This is a genomic window from Clostridium sp. BSD9I1 (assembly GCF_900185645.1).
Lineage (GTDB): Bacteria > Bacillota > Clostridia > Clostridiales > Clostridiaceae > Clostridium_AK.
The window spans coordinates 38,642-64,684 of sequence record NZ_FYAM01000002.1; the positions used below are offsets into that span (position 1 = coordinate 38,642).

Sequence of the window (26,043 nt, forward strand, 5' to 3'; positions counted from 1 at the left end):
TAATTATTAATCACTCTTTTTATGCTACTCTTATTATTTTAAACATTATTTTTCATTTTTTTATAATAAAATCCTAGTGAATATAATCCTGGTATTGCAATCCATATAAGTATAGACGCAGTAACTACCCTATCTATACTAAAGAAAAATACTAATATAAATTGTATTATAGCTAGAGGAAATGATACATATCCAAGTACTTTATGAGCAATCTTCCAAGTTTCTTCATCTCTTATAGTCCAAGGAAGTCTTAACCCCAAATACCTATTAAAAGGTATTTTAGGCGAAACATTACCGAACCCCATGATGAAAACTGAAATTAAACCAACTATTATTAATTCATTATTCTTATTATAAAGTGCACTTTTATTTGGTGTTAATGCTGTAAATAAAGAACAAATAATGATAATTCCTATAATCATTCTATTTATATTTCTCACAGTTTTAACTTTAGGATTACCCTCTGAGAGTTTTGTTATCCTTGCTGCTTGAATATCAAATACAATTAATGAAATAATAATTAAAGCAAAAATAACACTTGCAACTAAGTTACTTTCAGGAACAAAAAAAACTAAAACTAGCATTATTATTGATGTAAGTAAAAATATCATCCTTGTAAAGTCAAACTTCTTCATTTCAACCCCTCCTATTTCTTTGTAAATATATCTAAGAAGCTTCCAAGAACCTCTTGAAGTATTGTAGTATTTATAGAATATATTACAAATTGGCCCTTTTTCTCTGATGTAATAAGTTCTGCTTCCCTTAAAATATCTAAATGCTTAGATATTGAAGGCTTAGACATATTAAAGTGTTCCGATATTTCGCCTGCACTCATATCCCCTTTATTTAAAAGTTTTAGTATTTCCCTTCGAGTTTCATCACTTAATGCTTTAAATGCCTTACTCATATAATGACTCCTTTCTAGCTAATATAGATATTTAACTAATTAGCTAAATATCTATATTTATATTATACATGTATTTTATATAAATGCAATCATTTAGAATAAAAATGACCTCCTGAAAAATAGGAATTCATGCTTTTAATAACCCTACTTAACCAATATATTTTACATTTATTACAAAAATGATTTTTATATAAATGTAAAAGGCTGTTGACAAAATATGTTTATCAACAGCCTGAGAAGATACCCTTGAAGTTATCTTCTTTTTTACACTTATACTTCCCTAACTTCTACTACTACAGTTTCTCTTATAACTCCTTCCTTTATACTTTCTTATTGATGTTTTATTTCTACATTTTCTCCATCAATAATATTCTTTTCTTATATATAATAAGCTTTTTATTTTCTAACAATTTCTATAGGGATTGAATAATTCTAAATCTTCATCTTCCTTCCCTGTAAATAAATTAACTAACATTTTTCCACCTAATACTGCAAATAATATTCCATTAGCTCCATACCCTAGGCAATAGTATAAAGATCTTCTATCCTTATCCCTTCCTATGTATCCAAGATTGTCATTAGTAGATGCAAAAACACCACAATACTTATATTCTATTTCAATATCAGGTATATCCTTAAACATATTTTTTAAACGCTGCTCAAGGATATTGTATTTGTCTTGGTATATATTACCACAGAACCTTCCCTCTAGAAAAGGAGTATCTTCTCCTCCAATTATAATTCTATTATCTGGAGTAGTTCTAACATAATTATAAGGGTCACAATTATCACGGATAACTATATTTTTATATATATCATCAATTTTTTTCAAAGGCTTAGTAACTATATTATAAGCAATAGTCTTTGTTCCAAAGGCTTTATCTGTAAATAACTTTGTATTATAACCCGTTGCACAAATTATTTTTTTACCTTTTACTTTAAACCCATAGGATGCTACAACCTCAACATAATCTTCATAATAATTTATTTCTTGTACTTCTGTATTCTCAAAAACCTTTAAACCTAGTGTCATAGCTACTTCTAAAAGGTGATGAGCAAATTTATACGGATTAAAAACTGCTCCCCCATTTTTAGAAAACACCCCTGCCTTTAAATCAAAACTATAGGGATTATTATTATCATCTATAAAGGAAACCTCAATATCATTATCTTTTCTATATTTATACTCATCTTTTAGTTCTTGTACTTCTATATTTTTAGCTGTATATAAAAGTGCATCCTTCTTTTCATAATCACAATAATTCCCATAAGTATTTATAAATTCATCAATTTCATCTAAGGCATTTAAGCCTAACTTATAGGATTTAATTATCTTTTCATAATTTGTATATTCCTTAAGATTACTTAAATTATCATCTAATTCATACTGAAGTAAAGCAGTTGTAATACTAGTGCTACCATACCCAATTCTTGCTTTTTCAAGAATACAGCAATCTATTCCTGCCTTAGTGAGATAATATCCTAAAATGGCACCAGTAACTCCACCTCCAACAATAATTATATCCGTTTCAATATATTCATTTAAATAATCATATTGCTTTTTTATATTTGTTACTTCTGTAAAATAAGGTTTACCGTATACTACTTCAAAGTTATTCATTTAACTTCATCCTCTCTAACATATTCCAGGCTATAATACTAATGTTTTTTCATTTTTTATATGTATATATTATTGTTTAAAGCAAAGATTTTTATCATATATTTTATCTTTAAACTAATTACACTATTTTTATCTAACCTTTTATTAGAATATAATTTGCTATAAAATAAAAAAGAGCATTAACTCCATTAAAAGTTTAATACTCTTTTATCCAATTAATAATATTATTTTTTAAACGCTGTTTTTAACTTCCATATTATTTAATGCTTTAATAACATTTAAAGCAACTGTTTCTCTTAGCTCAATCATGGATTCTTTGCTTGCATAGGAAACATGAGGTGTTACAATAATGTTATCTACATTTAATATTTCGCTTTCTGGGTTTGGTGGTTCATTACAAACCACATCTAAACCAGCCCCTCTTATGATGCCACTTTTAACTGCATCAATCAGTTCATCTTCGATAATAATTTCTCCTCTTGAAGCATTTATGAGTACAGCGCTTTTTTTCATAAGTTTTAATTCCTTCATACCAATCATACCTCTTGTATTTTCATTAAGAGGTATCGCTATACTTACATAATCTGAAAGCTTAAGCCCTTCCTCAAAGGTCACGCCCTTTACTCCATGGTCCTTAAGTTCAGTATCATTAACATATGGGTCATAAGCTAACACATTCATTCCAAGGGCCTTTGCCTTTTTTGCTTCTAGTTTAGCAATTTTACCAAATCCAATGAGAAATAGCACTGATTCCTTAATTCGTTTAGGAATATAATCCATTGCATCTACTCCCCAAAGCCCCTGCTTAATTTTATCCTTATAGGAACTAAGACTTTTGTAGAACTCAAAAATGAATGATATTATATGATCTGAAACCTCTTCAATGCAATAACTTGGAGCATTTGCAACTATTATTCCCTTACTTTTAGCATACTTTACATCAATATTATTGTATCCAATCCCATATACAGATATTATTTTGCAATTTCCCAGCTTATCAATAACCTCTGGGGAAATTTCAATATCTATTTGAGCAATAATGGCTTCAGCATATTTCCCAAAGTTCTCTAAATCCTTATAAAAATCTTTACCAGAATATTTTATTTCATACCCAGGTAAGTTTTCTTTTATCATTCTTTCTTCAATATTATATTCTTTCCAATCTCCATCAATAATCCATATAGTCTTTAACATCTTGCACCTCATCTTACTTGCAACTTGCCATGTGGGTGGCACTTATTATCATTGGTAAACAATCTCCTCCACGAGGTAAAACTCCAACTTTTCCTCCTGGAATTTCCTTTAAGGCATAGTCAACTGCTTCCTGTAGAGTTTCATTTTTTTTATAACCTAGAATTGAGATTTCTTTATCATCTAAACCTTCTGTGACAATAAGTATTTTTGCTCTTTCCCTCACTCTGGCATTGCCCATTGCAATATCTGCAGCCACTAAATCAGCTTCATCATCATCTAAAGAAATTTTTCCTACGATATTTTTAGATTCTTCATAAGAAGCCTTTGCCCACTCTATTAATTTTGGATGATTATGCACTAATCCTTCGTAGCATGGAGCCACAAATATAATATATCCATCTTTTTTCACACTAAAATATGCAGATATAAGCCCCTTTTCAGCTTGCCAATAATCAATATCGCAAGGGCTAGAACTTACCACAACTATATCAGCAAGTTCAGGTATCTCTACTCCATAAACCTTTGCCGCAAGTTTTGCTCCTTCTCTATGAGCTTTTATAAAATCTCCTGCAAAGATTCCAGTAACCTCTCCATCTGGTGTCATAACCACATTTATAATAAACTTAAGTCCCACTATTCTCGCTACCTCTTCTATTCCCTTTCTACAAGGATTATCTTCAATATTTCCTAAGGGAATCCTTTCCATAAGGGCTCCTGCAACATGTGTAGCTGATGTAGTAGCAGAGCCACATATTCCAGGCTGAACAATTTTGCCACCACCTGAATAACCTGCATCTGAGTGTGGTATTATATTCCCAAGTCCTATTATATAATGAACTTCCTGAACCTTTTTGTTAACATGAATAGGAAACTTCATTCCATCTGCTTCAATAGTTCCCATATCAATAAGTGCATCTTTATCTGTAAAATCATGCTGACTAATTTTAACTGTTTTAAAGATTTCTTCTCCAACCTTTTCGATGATTTCATCCTTTGTCATCACTCGATGAGTTCCAGGTGCAGTTAATATTTCAATATTTTCAAGAGGTATCCCCACATCATTAGTAAGGTATTTTATTAACACAGGAAGTATTTTATTTACTGGAGTCACTCTCGTATTATCATCAATTAATATTAAGATTTTATCATCTTTCTTAACTTGATTTTTTAATGCTTCACACCCAATTGGATTTTCTAGCTTATCTAGTAATGTCTTTTCAAAATCCTCTATAGGTGAAAACTTTGTCATCTCTCCTGCAAAAAGTAAGGATGAAGCAGGAATTGACGCCTGCATCTCCTTATCACCATAGGGAACCTTAATTATTTTCAAACTTTCGTTCACAATTAATACACCCTCTTATATTACTTTATTAATTTTTACCAATAATTTTATAATAGTGTAATTTCCCCAGTATTAGTATCTACTCTAACCATATCCCCATCTTTAACAATCTCATAAAACTTTTTATCAACTTTGTCTACCATTGGTGTTCCAATAATTATAGCACTTGCTACAATAACTGTTTCTGGGTTTTGAATAATCATAGCCTTAGGTGCATTATTATTTAAAGTAAGTTGATAAAGTCCATCAGCTTGAACCACAGAACTTCCCTTTGATCCAGGAAATACTAATATTTTATTCGATACGTTTTTTCCCTCTAAAGAATGTCCCTTTTCAATGCAAACACCTGTCTTTGGCTCAATTAAGTAAAACATTATATCATCTGTTGAAATTAGGACTTCTCCCTCTACAACGCCTTCAGAAATTTTATGGCAGGAAAATACTTCTTTACTCATTATTTTACTTCTCCTTTCAATGCTGCTTTAACGCATGTTTTTAAATCCCTGATGATTAGATTAATTCCTCTACGTTTTGGGTAATAAGCAAGCTTTGGAGAATCTGTAACTCCTACTTTTCCGCTTAAGAAGTGCCAGCATGGCTGATCAGAACAAGTATCTTCAACAATATCTCCACCGGCTTCTCTAATAATTTGAAGTAATCCCATTCTATCAGCCATCTCTTTAGTATGACTAGAAGTCATTACCCAAAGATCCACGGAAAGTTTCTTTCCCTTTACGATATTTGCTATTTCCTGAACTTGATCTAATGTAAAATGCGGACATCCAAATAGTGCAAAGTCAATTTTTCTATTTCCAGGCTCTGATATTTGTTCAAGTATATTTTCTAAATCCTCATTTGTTATAACTACTTTCCTTTTAGGTTCTTTTCCGCCAAAAGCCGCTTCAAGGGTTGGTGCTTCAGGAGTTACTCCTAGTATATGGTACATTCCATATGCCCCAGAAGTATTTAACTGTGCTCCAAGATTCATAAGAGCTTCTTGGGAAATTATTTTTGGTAGCCCTGTAAATACTGGTATTCCATTGCCTATCTTTTTACCCATATATCCTAAAAGATGATATTCAAAGTCAGACTTCATATCTGCTTGAACTTCAACAAGTATATCTCCCTTACGGTTTTCATCAAAGAGAAGACCATATTCTGGTACAAATCCAGTTATAGCAGCACAAAGTGCACTTTGAGCAGCTTCACGATTACTTCTTGCTCCCCAAACCGAGTTAACATATGGCGTTGCACTGGATTCAGAAAATGCTATAACTTCTCCATAATGAGGAATATTTGTTCCAAGGTATGGTGTGCAATTATATGATAAGATCGCACCTAAATTTTTATATGCATTATGAGTTCTTTCCATTAATGAGGCATACTCATCTGTAACTGTTCCAAGCTTTTTAAAATATGCCAAGCAAAAACCTGGATTAACTGTAGGAGCAATTTTGCAATGTGCTCCAGCCTTTAAAAGCCTTTCTGCAAACCATAAATCTGCCTCTTGGTTACTTAATGCAACATGGGCTCTAGTAATTGGCACCATACGCTTAGCATCAAAGGATTCGCCAATTGCTACTTGAATTTTCATAGCAAGGGCAGTACCCTCACCATATTTTCCATCTAACATATCCTGTTGATCTCTTGTCAATTCCATAACTTAACCCCCCATAATTTTAATGAAATAAAATTCCTTATTTCACTTATATTCACTTCAATAAGTTTACTAAAAACATTGTAGTTGCTGGTATATAAGTCGTTACTGCCAGTGCAATAAATAACGCACCTAAAAACCACTTGATATATCTCATCATTCCTCCTATAGAAATATTTCCTACCGCTGACGCTACAAACAGGTTAATTCCATAGGGTGGAGTTACAAATCCAATTGCTAAATTCATTGTAAGCATAACACCAAAAGTTATTGGTGACATTCCAAGTTTTACAACAACTGGAAGTAGGATTGGAGATAATATAATTGTTGCAGGTATATTATCAATCAAACATCCAACTCCAAGTAAGAATAAATTTATTAGTAGTAATAGTAAAAACTTATTAGTGGTAATTCCAAGAAGTGTACCTGCTATAGCTGCAGGGATTTGTTGTAAGCTAAGATAACTTGCAAATGCCATGGAAAGACCAACCATGAAAGTTGTTATCCCATTGATTACAATAGTGTCATATAAAGCTTTATAAGCTCCTCTTAAATCTAATTCTTTATAAACAAAGGCACCAATGATTAATGAATATACAACTGATACTACTGCAGCTTCAGTAGGAGTGAACATTCCTGAGTATATCCCACCTAGTACTACCACAGGAGCCATGAGTGCCCAAAATGCCTCCTTAAAAGAAATCCATATTTCTCTTGGTTTTGGCCAGTATCCAGTACCTTTATAACCATGTTTCTTTGATAAAATATAGCAAGCTAGTATAAGTACTACTCCCATAAGTATTCCTGGAATGAGACCCGCGATAAAAAGATCGCTAATTGAGGTTCCGGTAACAACTCCATAAATTACAAAAGGAATACTTGGTGGAATAATAACCCCTATGGTTCCAGCCGCTGCTGCTAAGGATGCACTAAATCCAACATCGTATTTTTTTTCTTTCATAGCTGGTATCATAAATGCTCCAATTGCTGATGTTGTAGCAACTGCCGAACCAGATATAGCTGCAAAAAACATACATGTAACTGTAGTTACCATTCCAAGTCCTCCAGTAATAGCGCCAAAGCAAAGACTTGCAAAATTTAATAGTCTCTTTGCAACACCACCTGTGCTCATTAGGTTGCCTGCTAATATAAAAAATGGTATTGCCATTAAAGGAAAAGAGTTAATTCCTGTTATTGAATTTTGTGTAATAAGTACTAAAGGTATATCTGAAAATAACGCTAGTGACACAAGTGTTGCTATACCAATTGCAAATCCTACAGGAACACTGAGCAATATAAGCAAAGCAAATGAGCCAAATAATACGATAGCTTCCATGTTAAACATCACCCTCCTTTGCCTTAGGTCCCTTTATAATCATTTCATATATTTGACCTAATAATCTTAGTGCCATAATACATGCACTAAAAGGTAATGCAGCATAAACAAAATACATAGGAATCCTCATTCCAGATGATACAGAACCTTTATTAACTAAATCCATTACGAGTTCGTTTCCATTAAAAACCAAGAAAATACAGAAACCAAGCAAAATAATAAGTGCAATTGTGTTTATAACGTTTTGTCCTCTTTCTTTAAGAACTCCATTTAAAAGCTCTATATTAATATGCTTACGCTCTCTAAGCCCTACACTTGCACCTAGCCATGTCTGCCATATAAAAATATAACGTGTTAATTCTTCACTCCAGGATAATGAAGAATTAAATAAATATCTCATTATTACTTGTATAAAAACAATAATTACAGTAAAAATCAAACTAGCAACTAGCAAATATTCTTCTAACTTATTGTAGTAGCGTGATAATTTACCCAATTGCAACCATCCCCCATATTATATTTATTTGAGGAAGGGAAGAATTTCCCCTTCCCTTTTTACTTGTTAGCCTTAGACGCTAAATCAAACATATCTTGTCCGATTTCCTTTTTATACTTTTCATACATAGGTTTAACTGCTTCTACGAACTTAGCATGATTTTCAGGCGTTACTTCATTTACCTTCATGCCCTCTGATTTAAGCTTTTCAATGTATTTATCATTATCTTCAAGTTCTAACTTTCTTTGATAATCAATTAAGTACTTTTTAGCACCATCAGCAACGATCTTCTGAATATCTTCTGGTAAACCCTTGTAGAACTTGTCATTTATAATTACAGCTAAAAATCCATAGGTATGATTTGTTAGACTAAGGTATTTTTGTACTTCCTGGAACTTTGTTGCGTAAATCAATGAAGCAGCATTTTCTTGTCCATCTACAGTTCCCTGTTGTAGTGCAGTAAATAATTCTCCGAAGCCCATAGGAGTGGCATTTGATCCTAGGCACTTAAACATATCGATAAATACTGGGCTTTCCATAACTCTCATTTTTACGCCTTCAAGGTCTTTAGGTTCATTTATTGGACGTTTGCTATTAGTTATATTTCTTACACCATTATAATTGTAACCAAAATTGTGAATACCCACCTTGTCTAGATTTTTACTAAGCTCAGTACCAAGCTCAGAATCTACAGCTTTAAATGCAGATTCTGCATTGTTAAATATAAAAGGCATATCAAGTATTCCAAATTTAGGACTGTAAGTAGTAAGTACTGATGTTGATGGCATGGTCATTTGTATAGTTCCAAGTGCTACAGCCTCTGTCATTTCTCTATCACCGCCAAGCTGTGCATTTGCATATATTTCTACAGTAACTGCACCCTTGGATTGTTCTTCAACATACTTTTTAAACTCTAAAGATGCCTTATGGGTTGATCTGTCTTCTGCCTCAACATGCCCCAGTTTAATTACAGTTTTTTTAGTACCGCTTGTCTCCTTCGAATCCCCACCTTTATTTGAACAACCAATCATAAGAGAACAAGCCAAAGAAACAGTTAATAAAATTGATAATAACTTTTTCATTTTCATACTAATTTCCCCCTTCTTATTAAACCAACTATAAATAAATTAACTTTTTATAACTAAATTAATCTTATTTGTTTAACACCTCCTGATTTTCTAAATATAATTGTTTCAGGATTTTATGTTAATTTAATGAGTTAACCTTATGAGTTAATAATTCCAATCAGGGTTATTTGCAATATTTTCGCCTGCTTTTTTAATATGAATTCTTAATAGCTGTGACAATTTATCAATATCTCTTTCCTTCAGCAACTTTAAGATCTCCAGGTGTTGATTAATGGTATCCTTTTCATTACCTAGTGATTTAGCAGACATACGTTGAAATCTTAAAACTTTCAACTTTATACTGCTCATAATATCAATTAAATAATTATTATTACACTTTCTAACAATAAGTGAGTGTAGTTCATTATCCCAGTGTGCAATTTCATCTAAATCAATTTCTTCACCTAAATCTGCTCTGTTTTTCAAGTCAATCCACTTTTCTTCCATGTGGTTTATTTCACCTTCTGTAATATTTTCCATAGCAGATCGTAATGCAGTGCATTCGAGTGCTGCTCTTACCTCAAATAATTCGTAAATATCTTTTATAGTAACATGCTTAACAAAAATTCCAACGCCATTGTGCACCTCTACTAGGTCTTCACTTTGCAGGATTTTTATTGCTTCTCGTATAGGGGTTCTACTCATACCTAATGTTTGTGCAATTATAGTTTCACTTAGATGGTCTCCAGGTTTAATTTCGTTATTTATAATTGAATTTTTTATCGTTTCATAAGCAATGCTAGTAAGATTTTTAATTTCATTCTTTTTCATACCTTTTAAACTTGCGTATTCTGCCATTAACAAGCCCTCCTTAATGTAATTATATGCAACTATATTCCACTAATATACCACCTGTATACAGGTTACTATACTTTGGAATATTTTTCAAGTATCATTCTGAATTATCACTATATTTTTTGTATTATCAATATGAACATTTAATTTTTCATATCTTAATATTTTGCCTCCCATAATAATTACAAAAGTGGTTGGTTTATGGATATGTTATAATTTCCCCGATATAAAAGAGCCTCCTATTATTTAGAAAGCTCTTCTTAGTATTATAATTTACTTGTCATTTGACATTTGTGTTCACTTTTTTATTTGTATATAGTCAACCTAATACCTCTTACCCTCTTTTAGTTTTCCATTATAAAATTCAATAAAATCTTCACTGCACATAGGTCTTCCAAAAAAATAGCCCTGCATTTCATCACAAGTATTTTCTTTCAGAAAATCAACTTGCTCTTGAGTCTCTACCCCTTCAGCAACTACCTCTAATTCAAGACTTTTTCCTAGTGACATAATTATTGAAGCAATTATAGAATCATTTTTTTCTCCACCTATTTCACTTACAAAAGACTTATCTATTTTTAATTTATCTACGGATAAACTGTTTAACTTACTTAAAGAGGAGTACCCCGTTCCAAAGTCATCTATAGAAAACTTTACTCCCATTTCTTTTATTTCGTTAATAGTTTTAATAGTATATTCTACATTTTGCATAGCTATACTTTCCGTTATTTCTAGTTCCAAGTATTGAGGCTCTAATCCTGTTTCCTTTAATACTTCTTGCACAACCTTTTTCAAATCTTGCAAATGAAATTGAAGTGTAGAAAGGTTAACAGATATAGTTAAAGGAGGAAATCCTGAATCTTGCAGCGCCTTGTTTTGAGCACAAGCAGTACGCAATACCCATTCTCCAATAGGAATAATTAATCCCGTTTCTTCAGCTAAAGGTATAAATTTATCAGGTGAAATTAATCCTAAGCTAGAGTGATTCCAGCGTATCAAAGCTTCTGCTCCAATCAACTTCTCTGTTTTAGCATGAACCTTAGGCTGATAATACACTATAAATTCATTTTTTTCTAAGGCATGACGTAAACTGTTTTCTAAATTTAATCGCTCTAGAGCTTTTACATTTAAAGACTCTGTATAAATTTGAAAGTTATTTTTTCCTCTTCTTTTAGCCTCATACATAGCAACATCTGCATTAGACATTAAAGTCCTATTATCTTCACCATGCTCTGGATAAATAGCAACTCCAATACTTGCAGAAATATAAATCTCATGAGCATCTATTATTAGTGGCTCTTTAACTACCTTGAGAAGCTTGCTTGAGAATTCCATTATATCTTTCTTACAGGTCACTTTAGATGATAAAATTACAAACTCATCGCCCCCTATTCTGGCAATAGTGTCAGTTGAATGTATATGTTTTTTTAGCCTTTCAGCAATTTGTTGTAGCAATTTATCTCCGCTATCATGACCAAGAGTATCATTGACAAACTTAAATCTATCTAAATCAAGATATAGCACAGCAAACCTTCTATTAACAACCTTGCTTTTATCAATTTCACGCTCTACACGTTCTTTTAATAAAAATCTATTAGGAAGTTCGGTTAGATAGTCATAAAATGCATGATGTCTTATTATTTCCTCATAGTTTTTTCTTTCGGTAATATCTCTAAGAATAAGGGTATAAAATTTCTCTTCACCTACTCCAAATTTACTTATCGTAAGTTCAAGAGGCAAAACTGACTTATCTTTTCTATAACCACTTAACTCTATGTTGATATTTACTAGTCTACTATATGTATAATTAAATTCTGAAATAAGCATATTAATATTTTTGCCAATTAGCTCTCTAGAATTATATTGGAACATTTTCTCAACTGCATTGTTAGTATATTTAATACTTCCATTGTTGTCTATAGTTATAATTCCTTCAGCTGCATTATCAATTATAGAACTTGCAAACGCCTCTTCTTTATTAAGATTTTTTTCAGTATATCTTGTATATAGTAATCGACTTATACGTTTCCGTAAGACAGCCCAATTTATGGGCTTGCTGATATAATCAGTAGCTCCAGCTTCAAAAGCTAAATTTATGGAGTTTTCATCTTCAATAGAAGTAATTATAATAACAGGAGTGTTGCTCCCACCAGGCAATTTCTGTAACTGGTCACAAGCATTAATGCCGTTTAAGTCTGGCATTAAATAATCCATTAAAATAATGTCTGGTTTCTGATCTAAAAACAATTCCAGTGCTTGTTTACCATTTTCAGCTTCAATAACATTATATCCTTCTTCTTCTAAAAGATTTCTCATTGTATATCTCATAAATCTAGAATCATCTGCTACTAGGATCGAAAAGTTTCTTTTTTCAAATATTTCTGCAATCATGTTATCTTAATGCTCCTATTATTCTATAATTTTTTCTCTAGCAATATCTAAAAAGCTATAACTATTCCGCCATCATCTGCATATGTTGAACTTAATCCACCCATTTCAACAATAACTATATCCTTAAAATTATATTTCTTTAATACCTCGTCCTTAAAATTCAATGCTCTATCTAGGGCATTACAATGCGCTATTCCAAGTACTTTTTCTTCTAAATTACTGCCCTGTTCTCCAATAATTTCTACAAATCTTTTAAAAGCTTTTTTATATCCTCTTGTTTTTTCAACCAACTTTACAGTACCTTCTTCTGTAGCTCCCATAATAGGCTTAATGGATAACATGTTTGCAAGTTTAGCAACAATAGGATTTAGTCTTCCTGCCTTTGCTAAATGATCTAAGCTTTCTAATAAGAAAAACGTCTTCATTTCTTTTATATAGCCTGTAACCTTTTCTAGAATTTCTATATCACTAAAGTTTTTCTTAGCTAGTTCATTAATTTTAAGTGCAATTAAAGTTTCTCCAGCTGAAGCACTAAAAGAATCAAACACATGGATGAACTTTTGACCTATTTCCTCTAGAAATATGTTTTTAGCTAAGATAGCACTATTATAACTTCCGCTTAACTTATTAGATAAGGTCACAACAAAAATACTTTCATCCCCTTGGTATCTTTTTATATAGTCTTCTGGAGATGGACATGATGTTTTAGGTGAATTTTCACTCTCACCCATAGCCTTAACATAATCTCTTATATCAAGGCTTTCATCATCTAAATAATTTTTATCTCCTAATTGCAAAATTAAAGGAGCAATATTAATATTCATATTTTCCTTCATTTCCCTTGATAAATCGCAACTACTATCTGCAACAATTTTTACTGCCATGTCTACTCGTCCCCCTTGTTTGTTTGATAGTTAACTATTTCCATTATATGTAAATGTCATTGTTTTTTGTATGCATTAAATACATATTTCTCCACTATATAGTATATTATATCATATGAAACACTTAATATTTCCATGAAATTAATTAATCTTTATATTATATTTATACTTAAATTTCATACAAAAAAAGAACTACCTTTTAGCAGTTCTTTTTGATTGTCTATTAGCTTAAATTTCTATTGCAACATCGCCTTTATTTGTCAACAACCCACTAACAAGTGTATAGTATTCTGGTAGTTTTCCATCCTTTGCCCACTGAAGTTCTACACCTAGCAATTGGCTTAATGTCTTTCCAACATCCCCTCCAATAGACTCTATGGAATATCTCATCTTATCAGGATGAATGCAAGGGTTATTCATTTGCCTTTGGCAAGTTTTACAAAGCTTACAACTTCCTGCGGATAAACTGATAGCACCTGGATATTCCTCTTCTAGCTTCCAAAGCTTCTCCATTAAAACTTTCTTTTCCTCCCAAAGAGCTTCTTGCATTTGCTCTTTTGCTACTGCCATATCCCCTAAACCACTAATTACATCTTTATCAAATATAATCTTTGTTCCTATTATGTAAACATATTTATACTTTTCCCAAAACTCTTTAGCATCAAAGTTGAATTCCGGACAAGACCAATTTTTCCCATAACTATCACACTTTTTACAGTAACCTAAAAATTTAGGTACATCCACATAATTTTCAATGTAATCCTCTGTTGTTGTCATAACTACATGAGATTCTATTTTATACATTCATAACCCTCCTAATTTAAAGACCTATTTAATAGTATTCTACATAAAACAAAAGTACCCTTCACGAATCTTCTAAAATTATTTGGCTTATTAACAGATTTAATTGCATAAAAAGCAGCCCATATGGACTGCTTTTATTTTTATCAATGAATTATTATATTATTTTGGAAAATACCATTAACTTGCCACTTGCCACGTGAGTGGCACTATTCTATTATCTTAAACTCTTTAAGCATGTTATCCATTCTTGCTCCATGCCCCTCTTCAGCTTCAACAAATAACTGCTGTTTAATTACAAATGTTCCTCCCTTTGTATTATCAACTAAATAATATCTTATAACTGTGCTATTGAAATTCATCCCACTATTTGCATATATTAATGTAGCCTTTAGTGGATAATTAACCTTGCCTCTATTTTCAACCTTTTGATATTTTTCCTTAAGTTCCTCTTCAATTTCAGAAGCTATTACATCTGGCTTTTTCCCTTCTACTTGGCTGATCTCCATAAACACTTCTGGTGTATTTTCTCCCTTTATCTTTGCAGCTATTTTATCCTTTCCATCCATTTTTGTCATAGTATATCTTTCTTCATCAATATAAATTATATATTTCGCTGAGCCCTCCTTTAAAGCTACATTGCTATCTTCATCCATGCCTTCTACTTGCTGCTTAACAACTTTATTTGGAACAAATATCTCTTTAATCTTATCTACTGCAGCCTGACCATATTCTGTATTCAAGCCTATAACAAGTGTAATTGCTGCTGCCATGCTTCCATATTTCATGAGACTTGCCATTTTATTTGTCTTCCTTTTAACAACTTCCTTTTTCTTCATATCTAAATTCAATTCTCTTTCAATATTACTCCATACCATATTTTTAAATTCAGCAACCTCTTCTGTTCCTTGAAGAAGAGCATCTTTTATTTTTTTATCTTCCATTTGATTCATAATTATCACTGCCTCTCTCGAGTTTTTCTATTAACGTTTTAAGTTTTTGTCTACCTTTAAAGAGCCTAGATTTTATTGTGTTTACATTAATACCTAATATCTCTGCAATTTCATTTTCCTTAAATCCCTTTAAATATTTTAAAATTATAGGAATTTTATTATTATCATCGAGACTTTCAATAGCCTTATAAAGACTTTCGTATTCCTCAAATTTACGCTGATCTTCTATAGCCCCTTGTAAATTGTTTTGGATAAAATCATCTATAAGTATAGTATTTGAGTTCTTACTAAGTATTCTGTTACATTCATTGACTAAGATTCTATACAGCCAAGGCTCAAAAGGTTTATCAATATCAAAACTTTCAATATTTTTGTAAATTCTTATAAAAGTTTCTTGAACAGCATCCGCAGCATTCATTTTATTTCTTGTGATAGCCGCTGCAGTTCTTAACGCATATTCTGCATACTTGTTATACAATTCTTGAAAAGCTTCTTTGTCCCCCTCCCTGATTTGATGTAACAATTCTCTATCCAAATTTGCCACTCCTATCTCAAACATAATTTATCCGGATTAATTAATGTTCTTACTATATATACCCTACTAAGATTAAATAAGTTTTTTGTTCCACATTTGGAAGTTTTAAAAAATTTTCAATTTCTTGCTTATAATCTCTTCTCCCTAATGTCTAATATCTCTATAACAATATAATTTATAAAAAATTTCATAAACCCGAAATTCCTCCAATAATTATTAAATGTTAACTTAAACTAAATTATCAACTATTTTATACAATAATTTTTTCTAGTTTTTAATAACTAGCTTCTAAAAATAAGAAGTAAATTGCTTTGCAATTTACTTCTTGGTGCCTCTTATTATCTCCCCATTCACTGGTGTATAATAATCATTTGAAACTAATTCTGTATTAATTAGTTTTCCATTTTCATAGGTTTTTCTATACACCTTTACTTTATATCCATTAGAACCATATTTAGTCACTAAATTATCACCTTCTAATCGATTAGCATCATCAATGTATTTAATAGTTGACTGTACTACTGAAACCTCTGTAGCCATTTCATAGGATCTTTTTTTCAACTCTTTATCGGCATATATATTAAAGTACACATTTTTATTTTGTGTATATCCTTCAATATATATAGGCGTATTTAAGGTATTTTTGAATTTGTAATCTATATTTCCCCAATCAACTGTTGCATCTAATCCCTTAGGAACATAGGATAATGGTAAAGTATGATTTCTTCTCTCAGAAGATTTTATACCTGACTTTAACATAGCATTATATAAGGTGCTTGACACCTGACAGATACCTCCTCCAAGACCTGATTCTACTTTATCTCCTATAATAACTCCTGCTGACTTATATCCCCTCTCAGCTGTGCGCTCCCCTACTATTTCATTAAAGCTAAAGCTTTCTCCTGGCATAAGAACAGTTCCATTGATGGCATTAGTTGCTAGTTGAATATTATTAATTCTATTTGCTACTGAAGTAAAGAAGCTTGTACTATAAGAAGCAATAGGGCTGTTAATAGTAGACAGCTTTTCCTGAGTAACCTCTGGCCTAACAGTTTCAATTGGTGCATTAATTTTAATATTTTCTTTTGAAAGTTCTCCATTAATCTGTGCTACAATAGCTTGCTTTAGCTTATCTTTTTCAAGTTTTACTCCATTAATTTCAGGAGTAATCATTATATTTCCGTTGGTTATAGCTATTTTTGCATTTTCAGGATTTCTATTTATCTCTTGTTCTATTTTATCAACTAATTCATCTACAGGCTTTGAATTATAAGCAAAACTTAATTTATATTCTTTCTTTTGGTCTCCTTTAATAAGCTTATACTTTTCTATTACATTCCCTTGTTTTCCATAACTAAAGGCTTCTTTTACAATATTATTGATATTATATTTAGCTTCAATCTTTTTATAATCTAATACATATATCTTATCATTCACATGAATTTCAACTTTTTTTGAAAGTAATATCTTGCCATACTTTTCGTTTATAAGTTTTTCTGCCTCTGCAAAGTGTTTTCCACTTACATCTGTGTTCTCTATGTAAACTCCTGGGTAAATAACATCATTCCAATTGTTCCCTGTAGCATATACATAGCGTACTGGAACTATACCCATTGTTAATAATGCCAATATAGTAGTTGTAATAATCATCTTTTTCTTCATTTGTGTGTTCCCCCTTGTTTAATTCTTATATAATATATACCCAAGAGAACCTACAAAAGTTTTTTGTTCTAAATAAAAATATAAAATGCGACTGATTTTCATCAATCGCTTTTCCGCTAACCATTTTAGCTTTATATATAAGTATTATTTACGGCACTATTTGTATTCATACTGTTTAACATATTTGATAACTGATTTAACTGGCTGCTAGCTCTAGCTTCTGCATCTGCTTATTATTTCTTTCATATTGTTCAAGCTTGTGGATAAAATACCATCCATATAGTAAGTAGAGTTATCCTATCACTTACTATACAGATGGCATTTTATCTATTGTATAAAGTTTAAAATCTTTTCTATAGATTCTTCTATGTTAATGTTTTCTATTATATAGTCGCAATGTTTATTATATAATTCATACCTGTCTTTGAAAAGATCATATAGTTTTTCAGATCCATCCTTTAACAAAGGTCTGCTTTTTATATCCACATCCTGTGCTATGTGTTCTATGGGCCTATTAAGAAATATAATGATTCCATTTTGTCTTAAAACTTTTATATTTTCTTCTCTTTTTATAACCCCTCCGCCTGTAGCTATGACCTGAGGAAATTTAGATGATACCTCTTTCACTGCTATGCTTTCAATATTTCTAAACTCCTCCTCTCCTTTTTGAAAAATTTCTGGAATACTTTTACTCTCTTTTTTAACTATATATTCATCTATATCACAAAACTTCATATTTAGTCTTTTAGCTAATTCTTTCCCTATAGTACTTTTACCCGAACCAGGCATCCCAATTATCACTATATTCTTAGTTAGCCTATTATCACATAATTTCTTCATATACATTATCCACCGTTTCACTATTAATCTTTATATAAAGTATACTATTTAATTATTTATTAATACTATGTGCTTTATAGTTCCCAAGCAATTTAAAATCATAGCTATTGTTTCTAAGTTCACCTATAGCCTCTTTTACGAACTGATTATCTAAATTCCCCTCAAAATCAATGTAAAAAAAGTATTCAAAGGACTTATCTACAATAGGCCTTGACTCAATTTTTAACAAGCTTAAATTATATTCGGCAAAAATGCTTAAAATGTTATATAGAGAACCTGCCTTATGTGGCAAAGTAAGTATTGTACTAATTTTATCATAATGACTTTGTAACTCTAAGTTCTTTCCAATAACTATAAATCTTGTATAGTTATTTTTATTATAATTTATATTTTCCTTTATTATATCTAAATTATAAATTTGTCCAGCTCTTTTACTGCCAATAGCAGCTTTTCCTTTGCTGTTTTCATTTTTTATTAGCTCTGCACTAGCTGCTGTGTTTCTATAGGGTATCTTTTCCCAGTGAGGGTAATCCTTTAGAAACTCTCCACTTTGCTGCAAAGCTTGAGGATGAGAATATACTTCTTTTATATCTTCGATTTTGGTTCCCTTTATTCCTAAAAGATTATGATTTACCTCTATAGTTCTCTCTCCAACTATAAAAAATCCATATTTCCTTAAAAGATCATATACTTCTACAATACCTCCTGTGGATGAGTTTTCGATAGGAAGCACTCCGTAGTCTATTTCATTATTTTTTAGTGCTCTGAATATATCTTCGAATTCTCGCACATTATGAATAGTTACCTCATCTTCAAAATACTCTAATAGAGCTTCTTCACTAAAAGAACCTGGCACTCCTTGAAAACCTACATTTATTTTATCTTTTTTCGGTACACATGCAGCTTCATTACTTACTAAATACTCAAGTTGACTTTTTTTATCATCTTTCACTTCTATATTATATTCAAAAATTTCCTTTGCTTGAGCCTTTCTGCTAATGGCCATTACACTTTTTAAAAACTCTGCCTCTGCCCTCTTATATCCTTTATTTTTTAAGTACTTTACATTCTTTTCAATAACCTCATCTTCTCTACTTTTATTTAATATAGGTATATTATTTTCCTTCTTATATTGAGCTACCTTTAAAACTGTCTCCATTCTCCTTTCAAATAATTCTACAAGCTGTTTATCTATTTCATCAATTTCATTTCTCAGATTCTGTAAAATGTCCATTAGATTCTTCCCCTTTACATTAATTCTAATATACCCATAGCTGCTACTGCTTCTACCACTGGCACAGCCCTTTGTACAATACATGGATCATGTCGTCCTTGAATTTCTATTGTAGTATTTTCATTTTTACAAATATCCACTGTTCTCTGTTCCTGTGCTATGGATGGAGTGGGCTTAAAGGCCGTTCTAAATATCACTGGCATTCCGGTTGTAATTCCACCTAAGATTCCACCGTTATTATTTGTATAAGTTTTAATTGTTCCATCCTCGATATAAAACTCATCATTTGCCACTGAACCTTTCATTTTAGATATTCTAAAACCTGCTCCAAACTCAACTCCCTTAACTGCTGGAATTGAAAATAAAAGACTGCTCAGTATGCTCTCTACTGAGCCGAAGAATGGTGAACCCACACCTGGCGGCAAGTTTAAAATTGCACATTCTACTATTCCGCCTATTGAATTTAAGTTTTCTCTTGCATTTAATATCTCTTCTTGCATATTTAAACTTTTTTCTTCATCTATAGTTGGAAACTCCTTTTGAGATAACTCCTTTAATAAATCTTCCTTAATATTAACTTCATCGAAATATTCTTCTCCAACAGTTCCAATAGACTTTATATGACTCCCAATCATTATTCCTTTTTTGCTTAGGATTTGCTTTGCTAAAGCACCAGCAAAAACAATAGGTGCAGTAATTCTTCCAGAAAAATGTCCTCCACCCCTACAGTCATTGAAACCACCATATTTTACTTTCCCTGTATAATCGGCATGACCAGGCCTCATTAAATCTTTGGTTTTTTCATAATCCTTTGAATGATAATCACTATTTCTTATTACGACACAGAGCGGCGTTCCAGTTGTTTTATTATTAAAATAACCACTTAAAATATCAAATTCATCTTTTTCTTGCCTAGGTGTAGACAATTTATTTTTGCCTGGGGCACGCCTTCTCATTTCTCTATTTATTTCTTCTAAATTCAGCTCTATTCCTGGCTGTAGCCCATCTATTGTAATTCCTATCGCCTCTCCATGAGATTCTCCAAAAATAGAGTATTTTATTTTGCTACCCCACACTCCACTCATCTATATTTCCCCCCAGCATCTTAAAATCTTTCCAAAATTCAGGATAGGATTTTGTAACAGCATTACTATTTGTTATTATAATAGGTTCTTGACATTTAATTGATGCTACTGCCATTGCCATTGCTATTCTATGGTCATTCCAGCTGTCTACAGTTCCTCCCTTTAATGAGCTTTTTCCTCTTATTATTAACCCATCTTTAGTTTCTTCTATATCTGCTCCTACTTTAGTAAGCTCTGTTTTCATAGCCTTAAGTCTGTCACATTCTTTTATTCTAACTCTTTCAGCGTTTATTATTTTTGTAGTACCTTCACTTAATGCTCCTAGTACTGAAAATATAGGAACAAGATCTGGGCATTCTGAAGCATCAATTACAATTCCTGTTGTTTGAGACTTACAAACTTCTATGATATCTTCACTAATCTTAATATTTGCTCCCATTTCTTTCACTATATTAAGTATTACTTTATCACCTTGGAGAGAATTCAAATTTAAATTCTTACATTTTATATTAGCTCCAAGGATACCTGCAACTATCCAAAAGGCTGCCTGGGAAAAATCTCCTTCTACTCTGTAATCTCTGTTTATATATTTTTGATTTCCTTTAATATAAAACTCCTTATAATCCTTATTTTCTATTTTAATTCCAAACTTATCCATGCAATCTATAGTTAAATCTACGTATCCCTTAGATTCCAGTTCTGTGGTTACTATTATTTTAGAATCTCCCTCTAATAATGGAAGTGCAAACATAAGTCCAGTAATAAATTGAGAACTTATATTTCCCTTAACATAAAAGGTACCTGGTTTTAAGGCTCCCTTTACCTTTAGGGGTAGCTGTCCATTATTGTTTTCATAGTGTATGTTTTGATTCTTGAACATTTCATAATATACATCTAAGGGTCTTGACACAAGCTTTCCTCTTCCTTCAAAACTTATCTCTTCTCCAGTAAGTAACGCTAACGGTATTAAAAATCTCAAAGTAGAACCAGACTCGTTACAGTTTATAATACTGTTTACCAAGCTTAATTTTGATTTGCCCTCAATGCTTATACTTTCACCTTTTCTATTAACTTCTATTCCAAGGCTCTCCATACCCATTGTGGTAGCCTTAATGTCCTCTGAAAATATAATGTTATCTATATTACTTATCCCTTCTGAAAGTCCAGCACATATAACAGCTCTATGAGCTAAGCTTTTTGAAGGTGGAATTTTTATATCTCCTTTTAAAGGTGATGGTATAATTCTTATATTCCCCACTATGTCATCTCCTTTTGTGCTTGTATATTTTTAAATAAAACTACTTATTTCTTCTTTTTTAATTTTGTGTATAAAACTTTCTCCAATATCTTTTAGGAGTATTATATCTATAAATTCTCCTTTGCTTTTTTTATCAAGAGAAATTGCTTTAAGTATACTCTCCTTATCTTCTAGGTAAATTTCATATTGAAGATTATGTTTACTTAAAACTTTCCCTATCAATTCAGCAGCTCCTTTTTTAGTTAGATTCATTTCTTCACTTTTTTTAGTTATGATGTACATCCCCAGTGCAACAGCTTCCCCATGGGTATATTTTTCAAAGTTATAGTATTTTTCAATAGCATGCCCTATAGTGTGTCCAAAGTTTAAAATCATTCTTTCACTATTATCCTTTTCGTCCTTTTCAACTACTTCTTTTTTTATACAGCAGCAAGTATAAATTATATCTTCAATGCTTTCTAAAATTCCTTTTTCGTCATACTCCATTAACTTATAAAACAATTCCTTATTTTTTATACATCCATATTTTATTACCTCTGCCATGCCATCATAAAAAAATCTTTTATCTAAAGTATCTAGTACATCTGGATCTATGAAAACTGCCTGTGGATGATAAAAGTTTCCAACTAAGTTCTTTCCTCTTGGTAAATCTACCGCAACTTTTCCACCGATACTACTATCTATCTGAGCTAGAAGGGAAGTTGGTATCTGAATATATGGAATTCCCCTTAAAAGTGTAGAGGCTGCAAAGCCTGTTAAATCCCCTATAACTCCTCCACCAAGAGCAATTATAAGATCACCTCTTGTAATTTCTGCATCTAAAATATTATTATACAAATTCACAAGTTCCTCTATTGATTTACTTTTTTCTCCTGGTTTTACTACTATTTTAAAGACTTGAAAGTCTGCCTTTTCTAGACTAGCCTTTACTTTCTCCCCATAAAATTTGTCTACATTTTCATCTGTTACTACCGCAATCTTTTTATTAGTATATATTTTCTTTATTTCTTCCCCTAATCGTCCTAATACCCCTCTTTCTATATAAATAGGGTAACTCTGTTCAGTAAGATTTATCCTAAGTTCCATAAGTTAGGACATCTCCTCTCTTTTTTTTCTTGCCTTATTTAAAATTTGTCCTAAAATCTCAGTTTCATCATTTATTAAAGCATTTTTTATATTTGATATATTTTCTTGAAATTCTTCTATTTGAGCAATTAAATTATCCTTATTTCCCATAAAAAGTTCAGCCCATAGCTTTGTATTTATTCTAGCAATTCTAGTAAGATCTCTATAGCTATCACCAGTAAATTTACCTATATCAACATCAAGATTATCACTATTCACTAAAGATACTGCTATTACATGCGGAAGCTGGCTTGCAAAGCCAATAACTTCATCATGTTTTTCTACGCTTAACCTTTCTACATTTTTAAAACCAATACTTCTTGCAATATTCTCTATTAACTCTATACTTTTTTCTTTATTTTTATCTGTAGGGATTATTATATAATTTGCTCCTTTAAATATTTCCTCGGAAGCATATTTTACTCCAACAAATTCTCTCCCTGCCATTGGATGGCCAAATACGAAATCTAAGTCTTTTCTTAAAACATTATTTATTTCCTGAGCAAATTCCTTCTTTATTCCTGTAATATCTGTTATTACTGCTCCTGGCTTAAAATTCTCTATATTATTCTTAATAAAGTCTTTTATCATTTTAGGATAAACGCATATTATTACTAAATCTGATTCTTTTAAAGGAATCTCAGGATCTATAAAGCCTTTATCAATAATTCCATTCTTCTCCCCAAAGCTTAAAGCCTCTTCATCTATGTCAATACCGTAAATCTTTTTTGGCTTTAATTTTTTTAGGGCTAGGGCATAGGATCCTCCCATAAGCCCCAGACCTACAATTGTTATATTTAAATCTAGCCCCCTCATATTTGCCCCCTATTAATATCCTTAGATTTCTCTATCTACTGCATTTGCTATTATAGATAATGTCTGCATAAGTGAACTGAACTTTTCAGGTTTAAGGGATTGTGATCCATCACTTAATGCCTTTGCAGGATTATTATGAACTTCTATCATAAGTCCATCTGCTCCCACTGCTACAGCTGCCTTTGCTAGTGGTTCTACAAGCCACCAAATTCCTCCTGCATGACTTGGATCTACAATTACTGGTAGATGACTGTGCTTCTTTATTATAGGAATGGCACTTAAATCTAAAGTATTTCTTGTGTAAGTTTCATAGGTTCTTATTCCTCTTTCACATAAAATAACATTTTCATTTCCACCTGCCATTATATATTCTGCTGACATTAAGAATTCATCTATAGTGGCAGCTAATCCTCTCTTTAAAAGTATTGGTTTATTTGTTTTACCTAATAGCTTTAAAAGATCGAAGTTTTGCATATTTCGTGCTCCTACTTGAATTACATCTACATCCTCTACAAATGTTTCTATATACTGTGGAGACATAATCTCACTTACTATTGGAAGTCCTGTCTTTTCTCTAGCTATTTTTAAAAGTTCAAGTCCTTCAAGTCCCATACCTTGGAAACTGTATGGTGAAGTTCTTGGCTTGAAGGCTCCTCCTCTTAGGAATGTAGCTCCTGATCTTTTAATTTCTTCTGCAAGCCCTACGATTTGCTCTTCACTTTCTACTGAACAAGGTCCTGCCATAACAGCGAGCTTAGTGCCCCCAATAAGTTCACTGCCTACAGGTATTATAGAATCTTCTGGATGGAACATTCTATTTGCCTTTTTATAGGACTCTTGCACATGGATTATCTTTTCTACTTCTTCATTGGCTTCTATTTGTGCTGGGTCAATAATACTTGTATCACCAACTAGACCAATTACGCAGCGCTTTTCTCCTTTAATTTCCTCTGCTTGAACTCCTTTTTCAATAATTTGTTTCTTAATTACCTCAATACTTTCTCTTGATGCGTTGTGTTTCATTACGATAATCATTTAAATAGCCCCCTAGTAAAATTTTTTTTATAAAAAAAGAAGACTCTTTTTAATGAGTCTTCTTTAAATATCTTTATAATATAATACACTATTACTTTATAGTTACAGAAAGTTTATTTACTGTGTATTAATTAACTCATTAGAATTAAACCATATAGATTTTTGCCAAGCCAAATAACCAGCGTTAAAAAAATAACCCCAGTTTCTAAAGTAATATGCATATTGACTTGTCACTCCTCTTTTAATTAGGTTTTCCATGAGTTTTTCCTCCAAGTAGTCATATTAATAACTTGATTTTGTTATTGTGTTAAATTATACCACCATTTAATCTCATGTCAATACCTAAATTTTAAAAAAGCTCTATGATAACGATATACAAAAATAAAATATTTTTATGCATCTACTAGTTCAAAAAATAAAATAATCCTCAGCTTTTTAGCTAAGGATTATTTATCTGGCAACGACCTACTCTCCCACCGGGCCTCCCCGGCAGTACCATTGGCGCTTTGAAGCTTAACCTTCGTGTTCGGAATGGGTACGGGTGTTACCTTCAAGCCATAATCACCAGATGCTCTAGCTCTTAAAATCTTCGATTTTCTAGAGATAGAGTACTCATCAGCTATGCTGAGGAGTTTCATTTAAAAATTGCTATAAGCTTCGTATTACTTCGTCATCAAGGTCGCTGTGGCGCTCATTTAGCTTACTAAACTCTGCTCCTCGCTCACTTTCTTCCTCGTACTACTCGCTTCTATCAATTTTTAGGTTATTCATTATAACCATTTTTAGAGAGTTGTTCTCTCAAAATTGCACAGAGTAATAAATTAGATCAAGCCCTCGACCTATTAGTATCAGTCAGCTGAATGCATTACTGCACTTACACCTCTGACCTATCAACCTTGTGTTCTTCAAGGGGTCTTACTAGCTTACGCTATGGGAAATCTCATCTTGA

General features: G+C 31.7%; 24 protein-coding genes and 2 rRNA genes. All 26 read right to left on the reverse strand.

The window, feature by feature from the left end; genetic code table 11:
• Positions 1-38: 38 nt before the first annotated feature.
• Complete coding sequence (locus tag BSD9I1_RS00190) at positions 39-635, reverse strand: SdpI family protein (RefSeq protein ID WP_186428618.1); 597 nt, start codon at positions 633-635, stop codon at positions 39-41.
• Between the two features lie 11 nt (positions 636-646).
• Complete coding sequence (locus BSD9I1_RS00195) at positions 647-907, reverse strand: autorepressor SdpR family transcription factor (protein WP_035311866.1); 261 nt, start codon at positions 905-907, stop codon at positions 647-649.
• Positions 908-1,310: 403 nt separating this feature from the next.
• A complete protein-coding gene (locus BSD9I1_RS00200; RefSeq protein WP_186428619.1) occupies positions 1,311-2,528 on the reverse strand; it encodes an FAD-binding oxidoreductase in 1,218 nt (405 codons plus the stop codon).
• Between the two features lie 231 nt (positions 2,529-2,759).
• On the reverse strand, positions 2,760-3,722 hold the full coding sequence (locus BSD9I1_RS00205) for a C-terminal binding protein (protein WP_186428620.1): 963 nt from the start codon (positions 3,720-3,722) through the stop codon (positions 2,760-2,762).
• A gap of 13 nt (positions 3,723-3,735) precedes the next feature.
• Positions 3,736-5,064: a nickel-dependent lactate racemase gene (larA, locus tag BSD9I1_RS00210; RefSeq protein ID WP_207653870.1), complete on the reverse strand. Its 1,329-nt coding sequence runs from the start codon at positions 5,062-5,064 to the stop codon at positions 3,736-3,738.
• Positions 5,065-5,111: 47 nt separating this feature from the next.
• The gene (locus BSD9I1_RS00215) at positions 5,112-5,519 is read right to left on the reverse strand and encodes an aconitase X swivel domain-containing protein (RefSeq protein ID WP_186428621.1); all 408 of its coding nucleotides are present in this window, start codon (positions 5,517-5,519) and stop codon (positions 5,112-5,114) included.
• A complete protein-coding gene (locus BSD9I1_RS00220; RefSeq protein WP_186428622.1) occupies positions 5,519-6,724 on the reverse strand; it encodes an aconitase X catalytic domain-containing protein in 1,206 nt (401 codons plus the stop codon). Before BSD9I1_RS00220 ends, BSD9I1_RS00215 begins: the two co-directional genes overlap by 1 nt.
• A 52-nt stretch (positions 6,725-6,776) precedes the next feature.
• A complete protein-coding gene (locus tag BSD9I1_RS00225) occupies positions 6,777-8,057 on the reverse strand; it encodes a TRAP transporter large permease (protein WP_186428623.1) in 1,281 nt (426 codons plus the stop codon).
• Position 8,058: 1 nt separating this feature from the next.
• Positions 8,059-8,553 carry a TRAP transporter small permease gene (locus tag BSD9I1_RS00230; protein WP_186428624.1) on the reverse strand — a complete coding sequence of 165 codons (495 nt, stop codon included), beginning with the start codon at positions 8,551-8,553 and terminating at the stop codon, positions 8,059-8,061.
• Between the two features lie 59 nt (positions 8,554-8,612).
• Positions 8,613-9,641, reverse strand: a complete 1,029-nt coding sequence (locus tag BSD9I1_RS00235; protein WP_186428625.1) for a DctP family TRAP transporter solute-binding subunit — start codon at positions 9,639-9,641, stop codon at positions 8,613-8,615.
• A 144-nt stretch (positions 9,642-9,785) separates the two neighbouring features.
• Complete coding sequence (locus BSD9I1_RS00240; protein ID WP_186428626.1) at positions 9,786-10,478, reverse strand: GntR family transcriptional regulator; 693 nt, start codon at positions 10,476-10,478, stop codon at positions 9,786-9,788.
• Between the two features lie 321 nt (positions 10,479-10,799).
• Positions 10,800-12,866: a GGDEF domain-containing response regulator gene (locus BSD9I1_RS00245; protein ID WP_186428627.1), complete on the reverse strand. Its 2,067-nt coding sequence runs from the start codon at positions 12,864-12,866 to the stop codon at positions 10,800-10,802.
• Positions 12,867-12,913: 47 nt separating this feature from the next.
• Positions 12,914-13,750, reverse strand: coding sequence for a DegV family protein (locus tag BSD9I1_RS00250; protein ID WP_186428628.1), 837 nt, complete (start codon positions 13,748-13,750; stop codon positions 12,914-12,916).
• 228 nt (positions 13,751-13,978) lie between these two features.
• Entirely contained in the window at positions 13,979-14,554 is a 576-nt protein-coding gene (locus tag BSD9I1_RS00255) for a DUF2284 domain-containing protein (protein WP_186428629.1), read from the reverse strand.
• A gap of 206 nt (positions 14,555-14,760) precedes the next feature.
• On the reverse strand, positions 14,761-15,504 hold the full coding sequence (locus tag BSD9I1_RS00260; RefSeq protein WP_186428630.1) for a hypothetical protein: 744 nt from the start codon (positions 15,502-15,504) through the stop codon (positions 14,761-14,763).
• Positions 15,485-16,039, reverse strand: coding sequence for an RNA polymerase sigma factor (locus tag BSD9I1_RS00265; RefSeq protein ID WP_242966372.1), 555 nt, complete (start codon positions 16,037-16,039; stop codon positions 15,485-15,487). The genes BSD9I1_RS00260 and BSD9I1_RS00265 overlap by 20 nt, the downstream gene beginning before the upstream one ends.
• A gap of 318 nt (positions 16,040-16,357) precedes the next feature.
• Positions 16,358-17,701, reverse strand: coding sequence for a VanW family protein (locus tag BSD9I1_RS00270; RefSeq protein ID WP_186428632.1), 1,344 nt, complete (start codon positions 17,699-17,701; stop codon positions 16,358-16,360).
• 327 nt (positions 17,702-18,028) lie between these two features.
• Complete coding sequence (locus BSD9I1_RS00275; RefSeq protein WP_186428633.1) at positions 18,029-18,541, reverse strand: shikimate kinase; 513 nt, start codon at positions 18,539-18,541, stop codon at positions 18,029-18,031.
• 52 nt (positions 18,542-18,593) lie between these two features.
• Positions 18,594-19,775, reverse strand: coding sequence for a prephenate dehydratase (gene pheA / locus BSD9I1_RS00280; protein WP_186428634.1), 1,182 nt, complete (start codon positions 19,773-19,775; stop codon positions 18,594-18,596).
• Between the two features lie 14 nt (positions 19,776-19,789).
• Positions 19,790-20,860, reverse strand: a complete 1,071-nt coding sequence (aroC, locus tag BSD9I1_RS00285) for a chorismate synthase (protein WP_186428635.1) — start codon at positions 20,858-20,860, stop codon at positions 19,790-19,792.
• On the reverse strand, positions 20,841-22,118 hold the full coding sequence (aroA, locus tag BSD9I1_RS00290; protein WP_186428636.1) for a 3-phosphoshikimate 1-carboxyvinyltransferase: 1,278 nt from the start codon (positions 22,116-22,118) through the stop codon (positions 20,841-20,843). The genes aroC and aroA overlap by 20 nt, the downstream gene beginning before the upstream one ends.
• Before the next feature lie 30 nt (positions 22,119-22,148).
• Positions 22,149-23,204, reverse strand: a complete 1,056-nt coding sequence (gene aroB / locus BSD9I1_RS00295) for a 3-dehydroquinate synthase (protein ID WP_186428637.1) — start codon at positions 23,202-23,204, stop codon at positions 22,149-22,151.
• 3 nt (positions 23,205-23,207) lie between these two features.
• Positions 23,208-24,059: a prephenate dehydrogenase gene (locus BSD9I1_RS00300; RefSeq protein WP_186428638.1), complete on the reverse strand. Its 852-nt coding sequence runs from the start codon at positions 24,057-24,059 to the stop codon at positions 23,208-23,210.
• 21 nt (positions 24,060-24,080) lie between these two features.
• On the reverse strand, positions 24,081-25,094 hold the full coding sequence (aroF, locus tag BSD9I1_RS00305; protein ID WP_186428639.1) for a 3-deoxy-7-phosphoheptulonate synthase: 1,014 nt from the start codon (positions 25,092-25,094) through the stop codon (positions 24,081-24,083).
• 452 nt (positions 25,095-25,546) lie between these two features.
• Positions 25,547-25,663, reverse strand: a 5S ribosomal RNA gene (gene rrf / locus BSD9I1_RS00310).
• A 253-nt stretch (positions 25,664-25,916) separates the two neighbouring features.
• Positions 25,917-26,043: ribosomal RNA gene (locus BSD9I1_RS00315) — 23S ribosomal RNA — on the reverse strand; the annotation flags it as partial.

What these genes read in the sequence shown, in the direction of transcription:
- BSD9I1_RS00190 (WP_186428618.1), bottom strand. Translation starts at nt 635, where the DNA reads ATGAAGAAGTTTGACTTTACAAGGATGATATTTTTACTTACATCAATA.
- BSD9I1_RS00195 (WP_035311866.1), bottom strand. Translation starts at nt 907, where the DNA reads ATGAGTAAGGCATTTAAAGCATTAAGTGATGAAACTCGAAGGGAAATA.
- BSD9I1_RS00200 (WP_186428619.1), bottom strand. Translation starts at nt 2,528, where the DNA reads ATGAATAACTTTGAAGTAGTATACGGTAAACCTTATTTTACAGAAGTA.
- BSD9I1_RS00205 (WP_186428620.1), bottom strand. Translation starts at nt 3,722, where the DNA reads ATGTTAAAGACTATATGGATTATTGATGGAGATTGGAAAGAATATAAT.
- BSD9I1_RS00215 (WP_186428621.1), bottom strand. Translation starts at nt 5,519, where the DNA reads ATGAGTAAAGAAGTATTTTCCTGCCATAAAATTTCTGAAGGCGTTGTA.
- BSD9I1_RS00220 (WP_186428622.1), bottom strand. Translation starts at nt 6,724, where the DNA reads ATGGAATTGACAAGAGATCAACAGGATATGTTAGATGGAAAATATGGT.
- BSD9I1_RS00225 (WP_186428623.1), bottom strand. Translation starts at nt 8,057, where the DNA reads ATGGAAGCTATCGTATTATTTGGCTCATTTGCTTTGCTTATATTGCTC.
- BSD9I1_RS00235 (WP_186428625.1), bottom strand. Translation starts at nt 9,641, where the DNA reads ATGAAAATGAAAAAGTTATTATCAATTTTATTAACTGTTTCTTTGGCT.
- BSD9I1_RS00240 (WP_186428626.1), bottom strand. Translation starts at nt 10,478, where the DNA reads ATGGCAGAATACGCAAGTTTAAAAGGTATGAAAAAGAATGAAATTAAA.
- BSD9I1_RS00245 (WP_186428627.1), bottom strand. Translation starts at nt 12,866, where the DNA reads ATGATTGCAGAAATATTTGAAAAAAGAAACTTTTCGATCCTAGTAGCA.
- BSD9I1_RS00250 (WP_186428628.1), bottom strand. Translation starts at nt 13,750, where the DNA reads ATGGCAGTAAAAATTGTTGCAGATAGTAGTTGCGATTTATCAAGGGAA.
- BSD9I1_RS00255 (WP_186428629.1), bottom strand. Translation starts at nt 14,554, where the DNA reads ATGTATAAAATAGAATCTCATGTAGTTATGACAACAACAGAGGATTAC.
- BSD9I1_RS00260 (WP_186428630.1), bottom strand. Translation starts at nt 15,504, where the DNA reads ATGAATCAAATGGAAGATAAAAAAATAAAAGATGCTCTTCTTCAAGGA.
- BSD9I1_RS00270 (WP_186428632.1), bottom strand. Translation starts at nt 17,701, where the DNA reads ATGAAGAAAAAGATGATTATTACAACTACTATATTGGCATTATTAACA.
- BSD9I1_RS00275 (WP_186428633.1), bottom strand. Translation starts at nt 18,541, where the DNA reads ATGAAGAAATTATGTGATAATAGGCTAACTAAGAATATAGTGATAATT.
- pheA (WP_186428634.1), bottom strand. Translation starts at nt 19,775, where the DNA reads ATGGACATTTTACAGAATCTGAGAAATGAAATTGATGAAATAGATAAA.
- aroC (WP_186428635.1), bottom strand. Translation starts at nt 20,860, where the DNA reads ATGAGTGGAGTGTGGGGTAGCAAAATAAAATACTCTATTTTTGGAGAA.
- aroB (WP_186428637.1), bottom strand. Translation starts at nt 23,204, where the DNA reads ATGGAACTTAGGATAAATCTTACTGAACAGAGTTACCCTATTTATATA.
- BSD9I1_RS00300 (WP_186428638.1), bottom strand. Translation starts at nt 24,059, where the DNA reads ATGAGGGGGCTAGATTTAAATATAACAATTGTAGGTCTGGGGCTTATG.
- aroF (WP_186428639.1), bottom strand. Translation starts at nt 25,094, where the DNA reads ATGATTATCGTAATGAAACACAACGCATCAAGAGAAAGTATTGAGGTA.